Annotated in this window: 16 protein-coding genes; 4 read left to right on the top strand and 12 right to left on the bottom strand. The window is 68.1% G+C overall.

Annotation, left to right across the window (positions count from 1 at the left end):
* Nucleotides 1–14 precede the first annotated feature (14 nt).
* Together KY499_RS05355 and KY499_RS05360 are read right to left on the bottom strand one after the other, a co-directional pair.
* Nucleotides 15–572 (bottom strand): adenine phosphoribosyltransferase, encoded by a 558-nt coding sequence (locus KY499_RS05355; protein ID WP_123255431.1) that lies wholly within the window; start codon nt 570–572, stop codon nt 15–17.
* 23 nt (nt 573–595) lie between these two features.
* On the bottom strand, nt 596–1,228 hold the full coding sequence (locus KY499_RS05360; protein ID WP_258191063.1) for a DNA-3-methyladenine glycosylase: 633 nt from the start codon (nt 1,226–1,228) through the stop codon (nt 596–598).
* A 150-nt stretch (nt 1,229–1,378) separates the two neighbouring features.
* Between KY499_RS05360 and KY499_RS05365 the strand changes: the two genes are divergently transcribed.
* On the top strand, nt 1,379–2,983 hold the full coding sequence (locus KY499_RS05365; protein ID WP_219886386.1) for a DNA-3-methyladenine glycosylase 2 family protein: 1,605 nt from the start codon (nt 1,379–1,381) through the stop codon (nt 2,981–2,983).
* Nucleotides 2,980–3,498 carry a methylated-DNA--[protein]-cysteine S-methyltransferase gene (locus KY499_RS05370; protein ID WP_123255428.1) on the top strand — a complete coding sequence of 173 codons (519 nt, stop codon included), beginning with the start codon at nt 2,980–2,982 and terminating at the stop codon, nt 3,496–3,498. The genes KY499_RS05365 and KY499_RS05370 overlap by 4 nt, the downstream gene beginning before the upstream one ends.
* Before the next feature lie 87 nt (nt 3,499–3,585).
* Here the strand turns inward: KY499_RS05370 and KY499_RS05375 are convergent, their stop codons facing one another.
* From KY499_RS05375 to argC, 10 genes are all read right to left on the bottom strand, one after another.
* Nucleotides 3,586–4,341, bottom strand: coding sequence for a maleylpyruvate isomerase family mycothiol-dependent enzyme (locus tag KY499_RS05375; protein ID WP_219886388.1), 756 nt, complete (start codon nt 4,339–4,341; stop codon nt 3,586–3,588).
* A gap of 23 nt (nt 4,342–4,364) precedes the next feature.
* Nucleotides 4,365–4,895: a pyridoxal 5'-phosphate synthase gene (locus tag KY499_RS05380; RefSeq protein ID WP_219886390.1), complete on the bottom strand. Its 531-nt coding sequence runs from the start codon at nt 4,893–4,895 to the stop codon at nt 4,365–4,367.
* 104 nt (nt 4,896–4,999) lie between these two features.
* Nucleotides 5,000–6,424: an argininosuccinate lyase gene (gene argH / locus KY499_RS05385; RefSeq protein WP_219886392.1), complete on the bottom strand. Its 1,425-nt coding sequence runs from the start codon at nt 6,422–6,424 to the stop codon at nt 5,000–5,002.
* Complete coding sequence (locus tag KY499_RS05390; protein WP_123255424.1) at nt 6,421–7,626, bottom strand: argininosuccinate synthase; 1,206 nt, start codon at nt 7,624–7,626, stop codon at nt 6,421–6,423. Before KY499_RS05390 ends, argH begins: the two co-directional genes overlap by 4 nt.
* A 102-nt stretch (nt 7,627–7,728) precedes the next feature.
* Nucleotides 7,729–8,259, bottom strand: coding sequence for an arginine repressor (locus KY499_RS05395; protein ID WP_123255423.1), 531 nt, complete (start codon nt 8,257–8,259; stop codon nt 7,729–7,731).
* Nucleotides 8,259–9,245, bottom strand: a complete 987-nt coding sequence (gene argF, locus KY499_RS05400) for an ornithine carbamoyltransferase (RefSeq protein WP_123255422.1) — start codon at nt 9,243–9,245, stop codon at nt 8,259–8,261. The genes KY499_RS05395 and argF overlap by 1 nt, the downstream gene beginning before the upstream one ends.
* Nucleotides 9,242–10,516 carry an acetylornithine transaminase gene (locus KY499_RS05405; protein WP_123255421.1) on the bottom strand — a complete coding sequence of 425 codons (1,275 nt, stop codon included), beginning with the start codon at nt 10,514–10,516 and terminating at the stop codon, nt 9,242–9,244. The genes argF and KY499_RS05405 overlap by 4 nt, the downstream gene beginning before the upstream one ends.
* Nucleotides 10,513–11,469 carry an acetylglutamate kinase gene (gene argB / locus KY499_RS05410; protein WP_219886393.1) on the bottom strand — a complete coding sequence of 319 codons (957 nt, stop codon included), beginning with the start codon at nt 11,467–11,469 and terminating at the stop codon, nt 10,513–10,515. The genes KY499_RS05405 and argB overlap by 4 nt, the downstream gene beginning before the upstream one ends.
* Nucleotides 11,470–11,480: 11 nt before the next feature.
* The gene (gene argJ / locus KY499_RS05415) at nt 11,481–12,647 is read right to left on the bottom strand and encodes a bifunctional glutamate N-acetyltransferase/amino-acid acetyltransferase ArgJ (RefSeq protein ID WP_219886394.1); all 1,167 of its coding nucleotides are present in this window, start codon (nt 12,645–12,647) and stop codon (nt 11,481–11,483) included.
* Complete coding sequence (gene argC, locus KY499_RS05420; RefSeq protein ID WP_219886396.1) at nt 12,644–13,675, bottom strand: N-acetyl-gamma-glutamyl-phosphate reductase; 1,032 nt, start codon at nt 13,673–13,675, stop codon at nt 12,644–12,646. The genes argJ and argC overlap by 4 nt, the downstream gene beginning before the upstream one ends.
* 167 nt (nt 13,676–13,842) lie before the next feature.
* On the opposite strand from argC, the gene KY499_RS05425 reads away from it, so the two are divergent.
* Nucleotides 13,843–14,946: an acyl-CoA desaturase gene (locus KY499_RS05425; RefSeq protein ID WP_219886398.1), complete on the top strand. Its 1,104-nt coding sequence runs from the start codon at nt 13,843–13,845 to the stop codon at nt 14,944–14,946.
* 190 nt (nt 14,947–15,136) lie between these two features.
* Nucleotides 15,137–16,102, top strand: coding sequence for a quinone oxidoreductase (locus KY499_RS05430; protein ID WP_219886400.1), 966 nt, complete (start codon nt 15,137–15,139; stop codon nt 16,100–16,102).
* The last annotated feature ends 14 nt before the right edge of the window (nt 16,103–16,116 follow it).

The following is a 16,116-nucleotide window of genomic DNA, read 5'->3' on the forward strand; positions in this document are numbered from 1 at the left end:
CCGCCCGTGATCAGCTACAGGTGCAGCAGCGAGTGGATCTGTTGTCCGGGCAGTGCCCCGCGGCCGTTCAGGGCATCGATTTCCAGGACAACGCCCACCCCGGCGACGTGGACGCCGCAGCGTTCGAACAGCCTGACGGTGGCGCCGAGTGTGCCGCCGGTGGCGAGCACATCGTCGAGGATCAGGACCCGGCTCCCGGGTGCGAGGTCCGTGGTGTGAAGTTCCAGGGTGGCGGTTCCGTATTCCAGTGTGTAATCCTCAGCGACCACCTCGCGCGGGAGCTTGCCGGCCTTCCTGACGGTAATGACGCCGGTTCCGGCGGCATAGGCCGCGGCGGACGCGAGCAGGAAGCCGCGGGCTTCGACGCCGGCGACGGCGTCGAAGTGGCCTTTGAACGGTTCAATCAGGGCATCGACGACGGCCTTCAGCGCGGCGGCGTCGGCAAAGACGGGAGTCAAGTCCTTGAAGCTGACCCCCGGTTTGGGATAGTCCGGGATAGTGGCGCAGAGGCTGCTGATCCGCTCTCCCACCGGCGCTGCTGGTCTGGTCGGGTCCGACTCGTTGTGATTCACCCATCCACCCTACTTGGTGGCGGCTATGGCCGACGGTTTTTCGCAGCCCGGTAACGGGACACCGTCGGATCGCCGGTGAGCCAGAACCGCCACGGAAACTCGTCGGTACCGCCGGCCCCGGCGACCCCCACCCGGGGACCGGAGCTGATGCGGGCCCCGGCGCTTCCCTCCGCGGCCGGCGGCAGTACCAGCCGGAAGGGCGCGCTGAGGGCGTCCCGGCCGCTGTCCGCCGTGGTCAGGCCCAGCGCGGTTGCCAGTCGCGCTGGTCCGCTCGCGAGGTCCTGCTCCGATTTCGACGTCGGCCGCCGGGCCCGTGCCAGGTCCTGCCCCGCCAGTACCTCGCCGGCCCGCAGCAGCAGCGCAGACGCGACTCCCTCGGGCCCGCAGACGATGTTGGCGCAGAAGTGCATTCCGTAGGTGAAGTAGACGTAGAGGTGTCCGGCGGGTCCGAACATGGGCGCGTTCCTGGCCGTCGGGCCGCGGAACGTGTGTGATCCGGGGTCAGGATGCAGGGAGTTACGTGGCCCGAGGTAGGCCTCAACTTCGGTGATGCGCACCGACACAGCGCCTTCGCGTCCCTCGTGCGTCAGGACGGCCCCCAGGAACAGGGGCGCAAGGTGCCGGGCATCCGTGGACAGCACCTCACGCAGGTCCATGCTGCCCGTTCGGCTCCCGCCACGGTCCGGCGGCGGTAACGGAAGAGGCAGGGAGCTCATGATCAGACTCTACAAGTCCGCCACAGCAGGCTGCACGGCCGTGTCCGATTCCCGCTAGCAGGCAGTCCCGGGACCTGACAGGATGGGATCATGGACTTTTGGCAACGCTACCGGGCAATTGATGCCCGGGACACCCGTTTCGACGGGCAGTTCTACACTGCCGTCCGGACAACGGGAATTTACTGCCGGCCGTCGTGTCCGGCCCGGACGCCGAAAGCGGGCAATGTCACGTTCTACGAAACCTCCGCCGCAGCCCACGATGCCGGGTACCGCGCCTGCAAACGCTGCCTGCCCGAAGCAGTGCCGGGAACGCCTGCCTGGAACCTCCGGTCCGACATTGCGGGACGGGCCATGCGCCTGATAGGCGACGGCGTGATCAACCGCGACGGTGTAGAAGGACTGGCGTCGCGGCTCGGCTATTCGTCCCGGCAGCTCAACCGGATCCTCACGCACGAATTGGGTGCCGGTCCGCTCTCCCTCGCGCGGGCCAGCCGCGCCCAAACGGCCCGCACCCTGCTGGTGTCAACCGAAATGCCGATAGCCGACGTGGCTTTTGCCGCCGGTTTCAGCAGCGTGCGCCAGTTCAACGGCACGATCGGCGATGTGTTCGCCATGACGCCTTCGGCCCTTCGCGCCACGGCGCGGCACCGCCGGGCGCCGGCTGCCTCCACGGCGCTGACACTGAACCTCCCCTACCGCGAGCCGTTCGATCCGGGGGTGTTCGACTTCCTCGCCGTCCGGGCCATCCCGGGAATCGAGGAAGGATCGTCGCGGTCCTATGCCCGGACGCTGCGGCTCGCCCACGGCGATGCCCGGTTCCGGGTTGACTACGACGCCGACGCGGACGGGCGGCCGCTTGTCCTGACCATCGGCGCCGTCGACCTGCGCGACCTCGCCTCCCTGCTCAGCCGGGTCAGGCGATTGCTGGACCTCGACGCCGATCCGGTCGCCATAGACGGGTCCCTTGCCACAGATCCGCGGCTCGCGGCGCGCGTTGCACGCACGCCCGGCATGCGGATGCCCGGGGCAGTCGATCCGCAGGAGCTCCTCATCAGGGCCATGATTGGGCAGCAAATTACCGTGGCAGCCGCCCGCACGGCGCTCACGCAACTTTCGGCGTGCGGCAGCGACTGCCTGGTGCCTGCCGACGGGCTGCATCGGCTGTTTCCCAGCGCCGGGCAGATTGCCGGAGCCGGCTTCGGACTGCTCCGCGGCCCGCAGCGCCGGATCGACTCCATCCGCGGCGCCGCAACGGCCATGGCGGCCGGCGAACTTGATTTCGGCTACGGCGATGACCTCCCTGGATTAGCCGCGAAGCTCCAGCCCCTGGCCGGCATTGGGCCGTGGACGGTCGGTTACGTCGCGATGCGGGTCATCGGCGCCCCGGATGTTTTTCTCGCCAACGACGCGGCCGTCCGCAACGGCATCCGCGCCCTGCACACGTCCGTCCCCGGACCGGCTGCCAACGAGCCGGCAACCCTTCAACAGGGGACCCAACAGCTGCAACCCGGCGGGCATCGCGACGGGCCGCTGTCGCCCGATTTCCGCGAGGTCAGCCCCTGGCGGTCCTACGCCACCATGCACCTCTGGGCCGCCGCAGCCGCCGCGCACGCCGCAGACCGGAAACGGCCCGCGGCGGCCGCCCCGGCGCCGCCCCTCACTCCACCGTCAAATCGAACGAAAGCGATCCTGTGAAAGCCCAGCTGCTGACCCTGTCCACCCCGGACGGTCCCTTCACCATCATTGCCTGCGAAGGCGCCGTGCTGGCTTCAGGCTGGACCGCCATCCCCGGCGAGCTGACCGGCCAGATTCATACCGATCTGCTGCCCGACGGCTACGAGGACGTCGCAGGCCTCGGCGCCATCTCCGCGGCTGTTGACGCGTTCTACGCGGGCGACCCAAATCCCGCCATGGACGTCGCGGTGCAGCAGAAGTCCGGCCCGTTCCGCAGTCATGCCTGGGAGATGCTGCGGACCGTGGCACCGGGACGGCCGGTGACATACACGGAGTACGCACAGTTGTCCGGCAACCCCAAAGCCGTCCGGGCTGCGGCCAGCGCCTGCGCTTTCAACGCCGCTGCCCTGTTTGTGCCCTGCCACCGGGTCATCCGGACCGATGGCAGCCTGGGCGGCTTCCGCTGGGGCCTGGCCATCAAGGAACGCCTCCTGGACCGCGAACACCAGCAGGCGTTGACCCTGGCCGGCCGCTGAGGCCAGCGCAGGCAGCGACCCGGGCCGGCGGCGTCGACACCGCCTGCGGCACCCATGCAAGCGCAGGCACCGACCAGGCCGGACGGTTCAGCGGGCGGGGGCCACCGCGGCCGGCCACGGCTCCAAATGAGGAAGGTCGACGCCGTCGGCTGCGGCGGTGGCACGCAGGCTGCCGAGCGTGGGGGTCCTGCCGGCAAGCCAGGCCGCGATGTCCGTCAACATGCCGCCGACCGCGGTGGATTGTGCACCGCTGCCAATGGTCACCGGCGGCAGGGCGAGCGGCTGCAGGATGAACCGCTGGCCCTCCGGCACCCGGGCGGACAGGAAGTCGAAGAGGTGTTCGCAGAAAGGCCGGTTCCAGGTTTCGGGGCCGCGGCCCATGCCAAGGTCGCTGGCGTGAATGACGAGTTCGCGCCAGATGGCCAGGCCTCCGTCGAACGCGACTCCCCCGCGGAAGCTGATGGGCTGCTGCCAGCCGGCCGGACCCGACCGGCCGGTCCCCTTGAGGGAATCAAAAGCACCCAGGACCCGAGCCAGAGCGGCCGAGACGTCCGCGCGGTGTTCCGCGGCGCTGTGGCCAGCGGCCATCTCGATGGCCTGGCTGCGGCCCTCGTAGCCGCCGTCGTAGAGCTCAATCGTCTCGCCGCGGGCTGCATACTCCAGCTGCCGGGCCATGGCGTTGGAGATGCCGGCGATGTGGGCGAGAACGTGGCCCCGGCTCCAGCCTGGCAGTTCCGATGGGGCTTTGATGTCCGGGTCAGCGAGAGTGGCGGTCATTCCGGCCACGATGTCGGCGGCGCGGTGCAGTTCTTCGAGGAGTTTTTCGGGTGTCATGACGGTCATGCCGCCTATCCTAGCCACGGAAGCTAGCGGAGGTTCTCAGGAACGACGCGGTGGCGGATGTGGCGGCGGTCGTGGCTGGCCTGCCAGAATTCGATTTCGCGGGGCCGCACCGCGTAGAGCTGCCAGTCGGGGTTGTCGCTGCCGTCCGCGCCGGGCCGGCTGTGCCAGTCGGCGGCCGAGGCCTCGGCGGACAGTTCCACCACGTCGCCGGTGACGCGCACCTGCCGGCCCTGCGGTGGCCAGTAGAAGTTCAGTGCCGCGTGCGGGTTGGCCTGCAGCTCCAGGCCCTTGCGTGAGGTGCGCGAGGTCGCGAAGTGCCAGCCGTCGTCGTCGATATCTTTGAGGATCAGCATCCGGGACGAGGGCCAGCCTTCGTCGTCAACGGTGGCCAGGCTGAACGCGTTCGGGGCCGCGACCCCGGCTTCGAGTGCCGCGTCGAGCCATTGCCGGAACAGTTCGGCCGGATCTGCGGGGGCGGCCGCCGGGTCGAACTCCGGCAGGTGCTCAGGGAAATCGGGCAGGGCGCGCAGCCGCTCACGGAAGGATTCGCTCATCTGCCCACCTTAAACGCCGCGAGGCGACACTTCGAGGCAATGATCAGGGAATATGTCCTGGGAACATTGCAACGAAGTGTCACCCCGCGTGTGGGCGGACGGAACTACACCGCGTAGGCCCGGACGCCGGCCAGCTCGGATTCGAGCGCCAGCAGCTGGCGTTCGACGGCGGCCGGCGCGGTGCCGCCCTGGGAGTTGCGGCTGTTCAGCGACCCTTCGGTGCTGAGGACCGTGCGGACCTCCGGCGTCAGGTGCGCCGAGATTGCGGCGTATTCCTCATCCGTGAGATCCCAGAGCTCAACGCCGCGGCTTTCGGCCTGCTTGACCGCGGCACCGGAGAGCTCGTGCGCCTCGCGGAACGGAACGCCCTGCCGGACGAGCCATTCGGCGATGTCGGTGGCCAAAGCGAAGCCTTGCGGCGCCAGCGATTCCATCCGTTCGGTGTTGAACTTCAGGGTGGCGATCATGCCCGAGACGGCCGGAAGCAACAGCTCCAGCGTGTCGGCGGCGTCGAACACCGGTTCCTTGTCTTCCTGCAGGTCGCGGTTGTACGCGAGCGGCAGACCCTTGAGCGTGGCCAACAGCCCGGTCAGGTTGCCGATCAGGCGCCCTGCCTTGCCGCGGGCCAGTTCGGCAACATCGGGGTTCTTCTTCTGCGGCATGATCGAGGACCCGGTCGAGTAGGAGTCATGCAGCGTAACGAAGGAGAACTCCTTGGTCGCCCAGAGAATGACCTCCTCTGAGACGCGCGAGAGGTCCACGCCGATCATGGCCGTGACCCAGGCAAACTCGGCGAAGACATCGCGGGAGGCAGTGCCGTCAATCGAGTTGTGCGTCGCGGAGAAGAAGCCGAGGTCCGCGGCGACGGCCTCCGGATCCAGGCCCAGCGAGGAACCGGCGAGGGCGCCGGATCCGTAGGGCGAGACGCCGGCGCGCTTGTCCCAGTCCTGCAGCCGCTGCACATCGCGCAACAGCGCCCAGGCGTGGGCGAGGAGGTGGTGGCTGAGCAGGACAGGCTGGGCGTGCTGCAGGTGGGTCCGCCCGGGCATGGCCGCACCGGGGTGGGTTTTGGCCTGTTCCACCAGGGCATCGATCGTTGCCAGGACGCCGCGGGCGATGATTCGGGCGTGGTCCCGCAGGAACATCCGGCCCAGGGTGGCGACCTGGTCGTTGCGCGACCGGCCGGCCCGGAGCTTGCCGCCGAGCTGCGTTCCGGCGCGCTCGATCAGTCCGCGTTCCAGCGAGCCGTGGACGTCCTCATCGGATTCCGAGGGCAGGTACGCGCCGGAGGCCACGTCCTCGTCGAGCCGGGTCAGGGCGGCGAGCATGCCTTCGAGCTCGACGTCGTCCAGCAGTCCGGCCTTGTGCAGCACCCGGGCGTGCGCCTTGGAGCCGGCGATGTCGTAGCGGGCCAGCCGCCAGTCAAAGTGCGTGGACTTGCTCAGCGCCGCCAGGGCATCCGCGGGGCCGCCGGCGAACCGGCCGCCCCACAGCGTGCCCTCGTTCGTCCCCGAGCGCTCCTGGGTCACTGTCCTGCGACCCGGATATCGCGGCCGGAGGCCACCTTGGCGGACATGCCCCACAGCTCGATGAAGCCCCTGGCCATGGACTGGTCGAAGGTGTCGCCGGTGTCGTAGGTGGCGAGGTCGAAGTCGTAGAGCGAGGTCTCCGAGCGGCGTCCGTTAACGATCGCCTGGCCGCCGTGCAGGACCATCCGGATGTCGCCGGTGACGTAGCGCTGGGTCTCTTCGATGAAGGCGTCGAGGGAACGCTTGAGCGGGGAGAACCACTGGCCGTCGTAGACCAGCTCGGACCAGCGCTGGCCGACGGTGGCCTTGAAGCGGGCCTGCTCGCGTTCGAGCGTGATGTCTTCGAGGTGCTTGTGGGCCGTGATCAGCGCCATGGCGCCGGGGGCCTCGTAAATTTCCCGGGACTTGATGCCGACGAGGCGGTCCTCGACGACGTCGATCCGGCCGACGCCCTGGGCGCCGGCGCGGCGGTTGAGTTCCTTGATCGCCTGCAGCGGGGTGACCCGGACGCCGTCGATCGCGACCGGCACACCGGCTTCGAAGGAGATAGTGACCTCATCGGGCGCCGGGGGGAATTCAGGGGTGGCGGTGTAGTCGTAAATGTCCTTGGTGGGGGCGTTCCAGATGTCCTCGAGGTAGCCGGTTTCGACGGCGCGGCCCCAGACGTTCTGGTCGATCGAGTAGGGGTTCTTCTTCGTGGTTTCGATCGGCAGTCCCTTTTCCTCGGCGAAGGCAATGGCCTTGTCACGGGTCAGTGCCAGGTCGCGGACCGGTGCGATGCACTTCAGGTCCGGCCCGAGGGTCTGGATGCCGACCTCGAAGCGGACCTGGTCGTTGCCCTTGCCGGTGCAGCCGTGCGCGACTGTGGTGGCGCCGAATTCGCGGGCGGCCTTGACCAGGTGCTTGACGATCACCGGGCGGGAGATCGCGGACACCAGCGGGTAGTGGCCCTGGTAGAGGGCGTTGGCCTTCAGCGTCGGCACGCAGTATTCGTTGGCGAACTCGTCGCTTGCGTCGGCCACGTAGGCCTCAACGGCACCGCAGCCGAGGGCGCGCTGGCGGATGGTCTCCAGCGATTCGCCACCCTGTCCGACGTCAACAGCCACGGCGATGACCTCGGCACCGGTGGCTTCACCGATCCAGCCGATGGCTACGGAAGTATCGAGGCCACCGGAGTAGGCCAGAACAATACGCTCAGTCACGTCACATGCTCCTTCAGTTGTTTCTTGGGTTCTTCGTTCATTCGATCGGCCGCCAACGAATGTGACAGCCGGGTCTGGCAGGGTGTCAGCTCTGCCATCAGCTTATTGGCCGGTTTCCTCGGCGAACTGCAGGAAGCGTGCGGCGAGGTCCGCGCCGCCCAAGGGGTCCCGGGTCACCAGCAGGACGGTATCGTCGCCGGCGATGGTGCCCAGGATGGACGGCATCACGGAATGGTCGATCGCAAGGGCCAGGAAGTTCGCTGCCCCGGGGGGCGTACGCAGCACCACCAGGTTGGCCGAAGCCTCGGCCGTGACGAGCAGTTCCCCGCACAGCCGCGCAAGCCGTGCATCGAGGATTTCCTGGGTGACGCCGCTCCTGGCCGCACGTTCCCCGCCCTCCCCCGGGACGGCGTACACGAGCACGCCGTCCTTGCCGCGGACCCGGACCGCGCCGAGTTCCACCAGGTCCCGGGACAGCGTGGCCTGGGTGACCTGGACGCCGTCGTCGGCGAGCAGCGCCGCGAGTTCTGCCTGGGAGCGGACAGACTCGCCCGTCAGGATTGCGGCGATCCGCGCCTGCCGGGCCGTCTTGGTGGCCGGGCTCGCGCCCTGGGCCGCCGGCTGGACGGACATTATCCGAGCCCGTCCACCGGTACCAGCCCATCAACAACGGCCAGCCCCGACATGTGCATCAGCCAGGCCATCAATGCTTTCTGGGCGTGCAGGCGGTTTTCCGCCTCATCCCAGACCACGGACTGAGGGCCGTCGATGACGGCGGCGGCGATTTCGTAGCCACGGTAGGCCGGGAGGCAGTGCAGGACGACGGCGTCCGGCGCCGCGAGCTGCATTGCCGCTTCGTCGACGGAATAGCTCCGGAACAGCTGAAGCCGGGCTTCCTTTTCGTCTTCCTGGCCCATCGACACCCAGGTGTCGGTGGCGACGACGTCGGCACCCGTGAGTGCCGCTGCGGCGTCGACCGTAACGAGCACCGAGCCACCGGTCTCGGCGGCGCGCTCCTCGGCCGCAGCGATGATCTCCGGCGAGGGAAGGTATCCCTCCGGACCGCCGATGCGTACGTGCATGCCCGCGGTGACGCCTGCCAGCAGGTACGAGTTGGCCATGTTGTTCGCCGCGTCGCCGAGGTAGGTCAGGGTCAGGCCCTGCAGCCGGCCCTTGTGCTCCCTGATCGTGAGCAGGTCGGCAAGCAGCTGGCACGGGTGGTAGTCATCGCACAGGGCGTTGATCACCGGGACGCGCGAGTTCCCGGCCATTTCGACCAGGCCGGCGTGCGCACCCGTCCGCCACACAATGGTGGAAACCATGCGCTCAAGGACCTTGGCGGTGTCCTGGACCGACTCCTTGTGCCCGATCTGCGCTTCGCCCGGGTTGATGATGAGGGCGTTCCCGCCCATGTCCGCGACGCCCGCGGCGAAGGAGACCCGGGTCCGGGTGGAGGTTTTGTCGAAGATGATGGCGACCGTTTTGCGGCCGTTTCCGTCCGCTGCGAAGGGCTGCACGCTGTAGGGTGCGGCCTTCATGCGAACGGCGAGGTCCAGGACTTCGGCCTGCTCTGCCGCAGTCAGGTCCGTGTCCTTGAGGAAGTGGCGGGTGGCTGTCACTGGGCGTCCTTTGCGGTCTGGAGCAACGCGGGCAGCGCTGCGAGGAACTGGTCGGCCTGTTCCGTACTGAGGATCAGGGGCGGCGCCAGGCGGATGGTGCGCGGGCCGGGGCTGTTAACGATGAAACCGGCATCAAGGCCCGCCTGCACCACGGCAGGCGCGACGTCCGCATCGAGGTCGAAGCCGATCAGCAGGCCTTCGCCACGGACCTCGGTGACGCCGTGGATGCCGGCGAGTCCGGCGCGCAGGTGCTCCCCCACCGCCCGGACGCGGGCCAGGACGTGCTGGTTTTCCAGGACGTGCAAGGTCGCGAGGGCCGCCGCGGTTGCGACCGGGTTGCCGCCGAATGTGGTGCCGTGCTGGCCCGCGGTCAGCAGCCCCGAGGCCACCGGCCCGAAGGTCACCAGAGCTCCTATCGGGAATCCGCCGCCGAGGCCCTTGGCGAGGGTGATGGCGTCGGGGACGATCCCTGTGTCCCCGCTGGCGAGCCATTTGCCGGTGCGGCCGATGCCGGTCTGGACCTCATCCAGGATCAGCAGGGCGCCGGCGGCGGTCGTGGCCTCGCGGGCGGCCTGAAGGTAGCCGGCCGGCAGCGGCCGGACGCCGGCCTCGCCCTGGATCGGCTCCAGGAAGACGGCCGCGGTTGTGTCGTCCACGGCCGCGCGGAGCGCCTCGATGTCGCCGAAGGGGATGTGCACGACGCCGGCGGGCAGCGGCGCGAACGGGGCACGGTAGGCCTCTTTCGCGGTGAGCGCGAGGGCGCCCATCGTCCGGCCGTGGAAGGCGCCTTCGAGGGCGATGATCTTGGTCCGCGGTGTCGCCGCCGAACCTGCGTTCCGGCGCGCCAGCTTGAAGGCGGCCTCAATGGCCTCGGCGCCGGAGTTGGCGAAGAAGACCCGGGAACCGGCCGGGGCGTGGCTTATTTCGAGCAGCTTCTCGGCCAGGGCGATCTGGGTGGGGCTGGTGAAGAAGTTGGACACGTGCCCGAGGGTGGCGAGCTGGCTCGAGATCACTGACGTGACAAACGGGTGGGCGTGGCCGAGGGCGTTAACGGCGATCCCGCCGAGCAGGTCCAGGTATTCCTTGCCGTCGGCGTCCCAGACGAGGCAGCCGGAGCCGCGGACCAGGACGCGCTGAGGGGCGCCGAAAACGCCCAGCACCGAGGACGAGTAACGGGCCAGCCAGTCCGCCCCGGTGATGTGGCCCCGGGTGTCGGTCAGTTCCTGAACCGGTGATTTGTCCGTGACTGTGTTCTCTGAGCTGTGTTTCATGCGTTAACTTCCTCGTCCGGAACAACCTGCGTGCCGATGCCCGCCGTCGTAAAAGTTTCCAGCAGCATCGAGTGCGGCAGCCGGCCGTCTACAATATGCGCGCGCTCCACCCCGCCGTCGACGGCTTTGAGGCAGGCTTCCATTTTGGGGATCATCCCTGATTCCAGGCCCGGCAGGAGCTCCCGCAGCTCGGACGCGGTCAGCGAGGAGATGAGCGAGGAGCGGTCCGGCCAGTTGGCGTACAGGCCCTCAACGTCAGTGAGGATAACCAGTTTCGAGGCGCCGAGGGCTTCGGCGAGGGCCGCGGCGGCGGTGTCGGCGTTGACGTTCAGGACCTGGCCCGTGGTCTGGAGGCTGCCACCGGCTGCGGACCGGCCGTCGTCGGCGACTTCCGGCGCCACGGTCGAGATGACCGGGATCCGGCCGGCTGAGATGATGTCTAGGATGCCCTCGGGGTTCACCCCGGTAACTTCGCCGACCAGGCCAAGGTCCACTGCTTCGCCATCGATCACCGTGCCGGTGCGGACCGCCTGCAGCAGGCCGCCGTCCTCGCCGGACATACCAACGGCGTAGGGCCCGTGCGAGTTGATCAGGCCGACGAGTTCGCGGCCCACCTGGCCGGTCAGGACCATACGCACGATCTCCATGGCTTCGGGGGTAGTGACCCGCAGGCCGCCCTTGAATTCGGAGTCGATGCCGAGCCGGCTGAGCATGGCGTTGATCTGCGGGCCGCCGCCGTGCACCACCACGGGGTGGATTCCGACGTGGTGCAGGAAGACGACATCCTCCGCGAAGGCGCGGCGCAGCTCGTCGTTGACCATGGCGTTACCGCCGTACTTGATCACCATGGTGGTCCCGGCGAAGCGCTGGATCCAGGGCAACGCCTCGATCAGCGTGCCGGCTTTGGCCTGGGCATCGGACATGGACGTGGTCTCGCGGGTTTGGGTGTTCAAGGTCTTCGTCCCTAGCTGGAGTAGGCGCTGTTTTCTTGCACGTAGTCGTGTGTCAGGTCGTTGGTCCAGATCGTGGCCTCGGCGTTGCCCGCCTGCAGGTCGATCTCGACGAGCACTTCGCGCGGTTCCAGGTCCACCAGGCTTCGGTCATCGCCGATGCTGCCGTTCCGGCAGATCTGGATGCCGTTCATGGTGACATTGAGCGCATCCGCTTCGAAAGCCGCGTCTGTAGTTCCAACGGCGGACAGCACGCGGCCCCAGTTCGGGTCCTTGCCGAAGATGGCCGCCTTGAAGAGGTTGGAGCGGGCGACGGCACGGCTGACGATCTCCGCGTCCCTCTCGCTGGCAGCATTAAAGGTCCGAATGGCGATGTCGTGGCTGGCGCCCTCGGCGTCGCCGATCAGCTGGCGGGCGAGGTCGGCACAGACCTGGGTCAGGCCGGCGCCGAACTCCCCGGCGGACGGCACCACTCCGGAGGCTCCGGAGGCCAGCAGCACCACGGTGTCGTTGGTGGACATGCAGCCGTCGGAGTCGGCGCGGTCAAACGTGACGCGGGTGGCGTCGCGCAATACGACGTCGAGCATTTCCGGCCGGACATCCGCGTCCGTCGTGATGACCACGAGCATCGTGGCAAGCCCGGGGGCGAGCATGCCGGCCCCCTTGGCCATGCCGCCGATGATGAACGGATTGCCTTCGGCGTCCGCGCCGGTGAACAGGGACTGTTTGGAGACCGAGTCGGTGGTCATGATCGCGACGGCGGCCGCGGCGCCGCCGTCGTCGCTGAGCCCTGCTGCGGCGGCGCCGATGCCGGCCACAATCTTGTCCATCGGCAACTGCTCGCCGATCAGGCCAGTGGAGCAGACGAAAATGTCGGTGGCGGAGACGCCGAGTGCCGCGGCGGTTTTTTCGGCGGTGGTGTGGGTGTTCTGGAAACCCTGCGGGCCGGTGCAGGCGTTGGCACCGCCGGAGTTGAGGATCACGGCGTCCACGAGGCCGTCCTTGACCACTTCGCGGGACCAGTGCACCGGCGCTGCGGCCACGCGGTTCGAGGTGAAGACGGCCGCAGCGGCCCTGGCCGGCCCGTCGTTCACGACGAGGGCCAGGTCCGGCTTGCCGGAGGCCTTGAGGCCTGCCGTGACGCCGGCGGCACGGAATCCTTTGGGTGCTGTAATGCTCACGGTGCTACTCCCTGGACGTTGAGGCCGGCAGTCTCCGCCAGGCCGAGGGCAATATTCATGGACTGGATGGCCCCGCCGGCGGTCCCTTTCGCAAGGTTGTCGATGGCGCAGCAGACAATGACGCGGCCGGCGTGCTGGTCGAGGGCCAGTTGCATCACGGCGTGGTTGGAGCCCTGCACGGACTTGGTCGCAGGCCACTGTCCCTCGGGCAGGAGGTGGACAAAAGGCTCCTCCTCGTATGCTTCGCTCCAGGCGCGGCGCAGTTCCGCGGCGGTGACGCCCGGCCGGACCTTTGCCGTCGCCGTGGTGAGGATGCCGCGGCTCATCGGGGCCAGCGTGGGGGTGAAGGACACGGTGACCGGTCCGTTCAGGGCCTTGGAGAGCCCCTGTTCGATTTCCGGGATGTGCCGGTGTCCGCCGCCCACCCCGTACGGGCTCATGGAGCCCATGACTTCGGCCCCGATCAGGTTGACCTTGGCGGCCTTACCGGCCCCGGACATGCCTGAAGCGGAGACGATGACGACGTCGTCTCCTTCGAGCAGGTGGTTACTGAAGCCGGGGGTGAGGGCGAGCAGGGCCGACGTCGGGTAGCAGCCCGGTACGGCGATCCTGGTGGCGCCGCGCAGCGCATCGCGCTGTCCGGGTAGTTCCGGCAGCCCGTACGGCCAGGTCCCGGCGTGGGCCGAACCGTAGAACTTTTCCCACGCGGCCGGATCCTCCAGCCGGTGGTCGGCGCCGGCGTCGATCACAACGGTCCCGGCGGGCAGTTGCGCCGCGATCTCCGCGGACGCGCCGTGCGGCAGGGCCAGGAACACGACGTCGTGCCCGGTGAGGTTCTCCACCGTGGTGTCTTCGAGGATGCGGTCGGCCAGAGCATGGAGATGCGGCTGCAATTCCCCTAGTCTGGAACCGGCGTTGCTGTGCGCCGTAATAGCACCGATGGTGACGTCCGGATGTCCGGCGAGGAACCGCAGGATCTCGCCGCCGGCATAACCGCTCGCGCCGGAGACGGCAACAGAAATAGTCATGGCAACGACTATACAGCAAGAGTATGCATAGGTGCCGATATTTATGCATACTTTTGCGTGTGTCCGTGTTTAGATCGGCGCGTATGCTTGACGAAGGGCGATCAACACCGTGCAGCTGCGAATGTCAGGTGCAATGTTGCCCTTTACAGTTACGGGGCACGCGCTTAATGACCACCTCCTTCGCGGCCTCAGCCGCTACGACCGTGCGCCCGCCATCGCGGGTCCGTCAACCCAACACCGTCGTCCTGAGCTACTCGGAGCTCCTCAAAAGCGTCAAGGCTGCCGGGCTCCTCGAACGCCGGGTCGGATTTTACGTCACGGTATTTTCGGTTCTGGTTCTCCTGATGACCGCCACCTGGTTCGGTTTCGCACTGATCGGCGACAGCTGGTTCCAGCTCCTGATCGCCGCCGCCCTAGGCATCCTGTGCACCCAGCTCAGCTTCCTGGCCCACGAGGCCGGCCACCGGCAGATCTTTGCCTCCCGGCGCGCCAACGATTGGGCTGCCCGGCTACTGGCCACGTCGGTCGCCGGCATCAGCTACTCCTGGTGGGAGCAGAAGCACGGCGCGCACCACAACCACCCGAACGTCATCTCCAAGGACCCGGACATTGCCACCGGTGCCATCGCCTTCCACCCCGAAGCCGCGGCGACCCGGCAGGGACGATTCTCTTTCCTGACCCGCAAGCAGGGCTGGCTCTTCTTCCCGTTGCTGTTCCTTGTTGGCCTGGGCCTGCAGATCGACTCGATCAAGTTCATCGTCCGCAGCGCCAAAGTCACACACCGCTGGGTTGAAATCCCAATCCTCGCGGCCCGGCTCAGTGTCCTCCCGGTGTTGGCCTTCACGTTCCTTCCGCTGGGCATGGCGTTCGCTTTCATCGGCGTCCAGCTCGGCGTCTTTGGCTTTTATATGGGCGCCTCGTTCGCGCCGAACCATAAAGGCATGCCCGTGCTGCCGGCGGACAGCCGGGTGGATTTCTTCAGCCGCCAGGTGCTGACGTCCCGCAATATCTCCGGCGGCCGCTTTATGGACATCCTTCTCGGCGGCCTCAACCGCCAGGCCGAGCACCATCTCTTCCCCGACATGGCCCGCCCGCAGCTCGACAAGGCAGCCGTGATCGTTCGCGAGTTCTGCGCCAAGCACCAGGTTCCCTATACGGAGACCACGCTGCTGCAGTCCTACGGCATCATCGTCCGCTACCTCAACGATGTCGGGCTGGCCGCCGGGCGCCACTTCGAATGCCCCATGGCCACGGTCACCCGCCGCTACTGAACGGCGCTCCGCTGCCCGGGACCCGGTCCTCCCGCCCAGGTCAGCAGCTGCCCGTCCCGACACGGCTCTCCGCTCGCGGCCGTTACGTCGTCGTGGCCGGCGCCGGTATCCCTAGGATGGGTGCAGGATCAGGGCCCGGACGTCCGGCTCTGGCATTCAGCAAGGAATATTCTGCCAGGCAAGGAGAGACATGATGCATGCAATAGTCGCCCGCGAGGCCGGGGGCCCCGGGGTCCTCAATCTGGCCGAGATGGAGCGCCCGGTTCCGGGTCCCGGCCAGCTGCTGGTCAAAGTTGCCGCGGCGGGCGTGAACTTCATCGACACGTACAAGCGCAGCGGCGTCTACAAAGTCCAGTACCCGTTCACGCCCGGCTCCGAAGCCGCCGGAACCGTGATGGAACTGGGGCAAGGCGTCACCGGTTTCTCCCCCGGCGACCGCGTGGCCACCGCCGAGGGCATCAACTGCTACGCCGGCTATGCCCTCGTCGATGGGGATAAAGCGCTGCCCGTCCCGCACGGCCTCGATGACTTCACCGCCGCAGCCCTGCCGCTGCAGGGCGTCACGGCGCACTACCTGATCAACTCCACCTTCAAGGTCGAGCCGGACCACACTGTGCTGCTGCACGCCGGCGCGGGCGGCGTGGGACTCCTGATGATCCAGCTGCTCAAGGCCAGGGGCGCGCACGTCATCACTACCGTCTCGACTGATGAGAAGGAACAGTTGGCCCGCGACGCCGGCGCCGACCACGTGCTGCGCTACGACGGCTTTGCTGACAAGGTCCGGGACCTCACCAGCGGGACGGGCGTCGACGTGGTCTATGACGGCGTCGGCAAGGACACCTTCGACGGCTCACTCGCTTCCCTGCGCGTCCGGGGCATGCTCGTGCTGTTCGGCGGTGCCTCCGGCCCGGTTCCGCCGTTCGACCCGCAGCGCCTCAATGCCGGCGGCTCACTGTTCCTGACCCGTCCGTCAATGGGCCACTACCTGCGCGATGGGCAGGAACGCCGCTGGCGCTCCGACGAGATCTTCGCCGCTGCCGCCGACGGCAGCCTCACGGTCCGCATCGGGGCACGGTACCCGCTCGCCGAAGCGGCCCAGGCCCACGACGACCTTGAACAGCGCCGCACCACCGGCAAGGTCCTCCTGGTCCCATGACCCGGCTGCGCCGG

Origin of the sequence: Arthrobacter sp. PAMC25284, from assembly GCF_019443425.1 — a bacterium.
GTDB lineage: Bacteria > Actinomycetota > Actinomycetes > Actinomycetales > Micrococcaceae > Arthrobacter > Arthrobacter oryzae_A.

Bases quoted from the DNA above. Each gene is read 5' to 3' on its own strand.
- KY499_RS05395 (WP_123255423.1), bottom strand. From the start codon at position 8,259: ATGTCCGTCCAGCCGGCGGCCCAGGGCGCGAGCCCGGCCACCAAGACG.
- KY499_RS05425 (WP_219886398.1), top strand. From the start codon at position 13,843: ATGACCACCTCCTTCGCGGCCTCAGCCGCTACGACCGTGCGCCCGCCA.
- KY499_RS05430 (WP_219886400.1), top strand. From the start codon at position 15,137: ATGATGCATGCAATAGTCGCCCGCGAGGCCGGGGGCCCCGGGGTCCTC.
- KY499_RS05375 (WP_219886388.1), bottom strand. From the start codon at position 4,341: ATGACCGTCATGACACCCGAAAAACTCCTCGAAGAACTGCACCGCGCC.
- argC (WP_219886396.1), bottom strand. From the start codon at position 13,675: ATGACTATTTCTGTTGCCGTCTCCGGCGCGAGCGGTTATGCCGGCGGC.
- KY499_RS05360 (WP_258191063.1), bottom strand. From the start codon at position 1,228: ATGGACCTGCGTGAGGTGCTGTCCACGGATGCCCGGCACCTTGCGCCC.
- KY499_RS05405 (WP_123255421.1), bottom strand. From the start codon at position 10,516: ATGAAACACAGCTCAGAGAACACAGTCACGGACAAATCACCGGTTCAG.
- KY499_RS05365 (WP_219886386.1), top strand. From the start codon at position 1,379: ATGGACTTTTGGCAACGCTACCGGGCAATTGATGCCCGGGACACCCGT.
- KY499_RS05380 (WP_219886390.1), bottom strand. From the start codon at position 4,895: ATGAGCGAATCCTTCCGTGAGCGGCTGCGCGCCCTGCCCGATTTCCCT.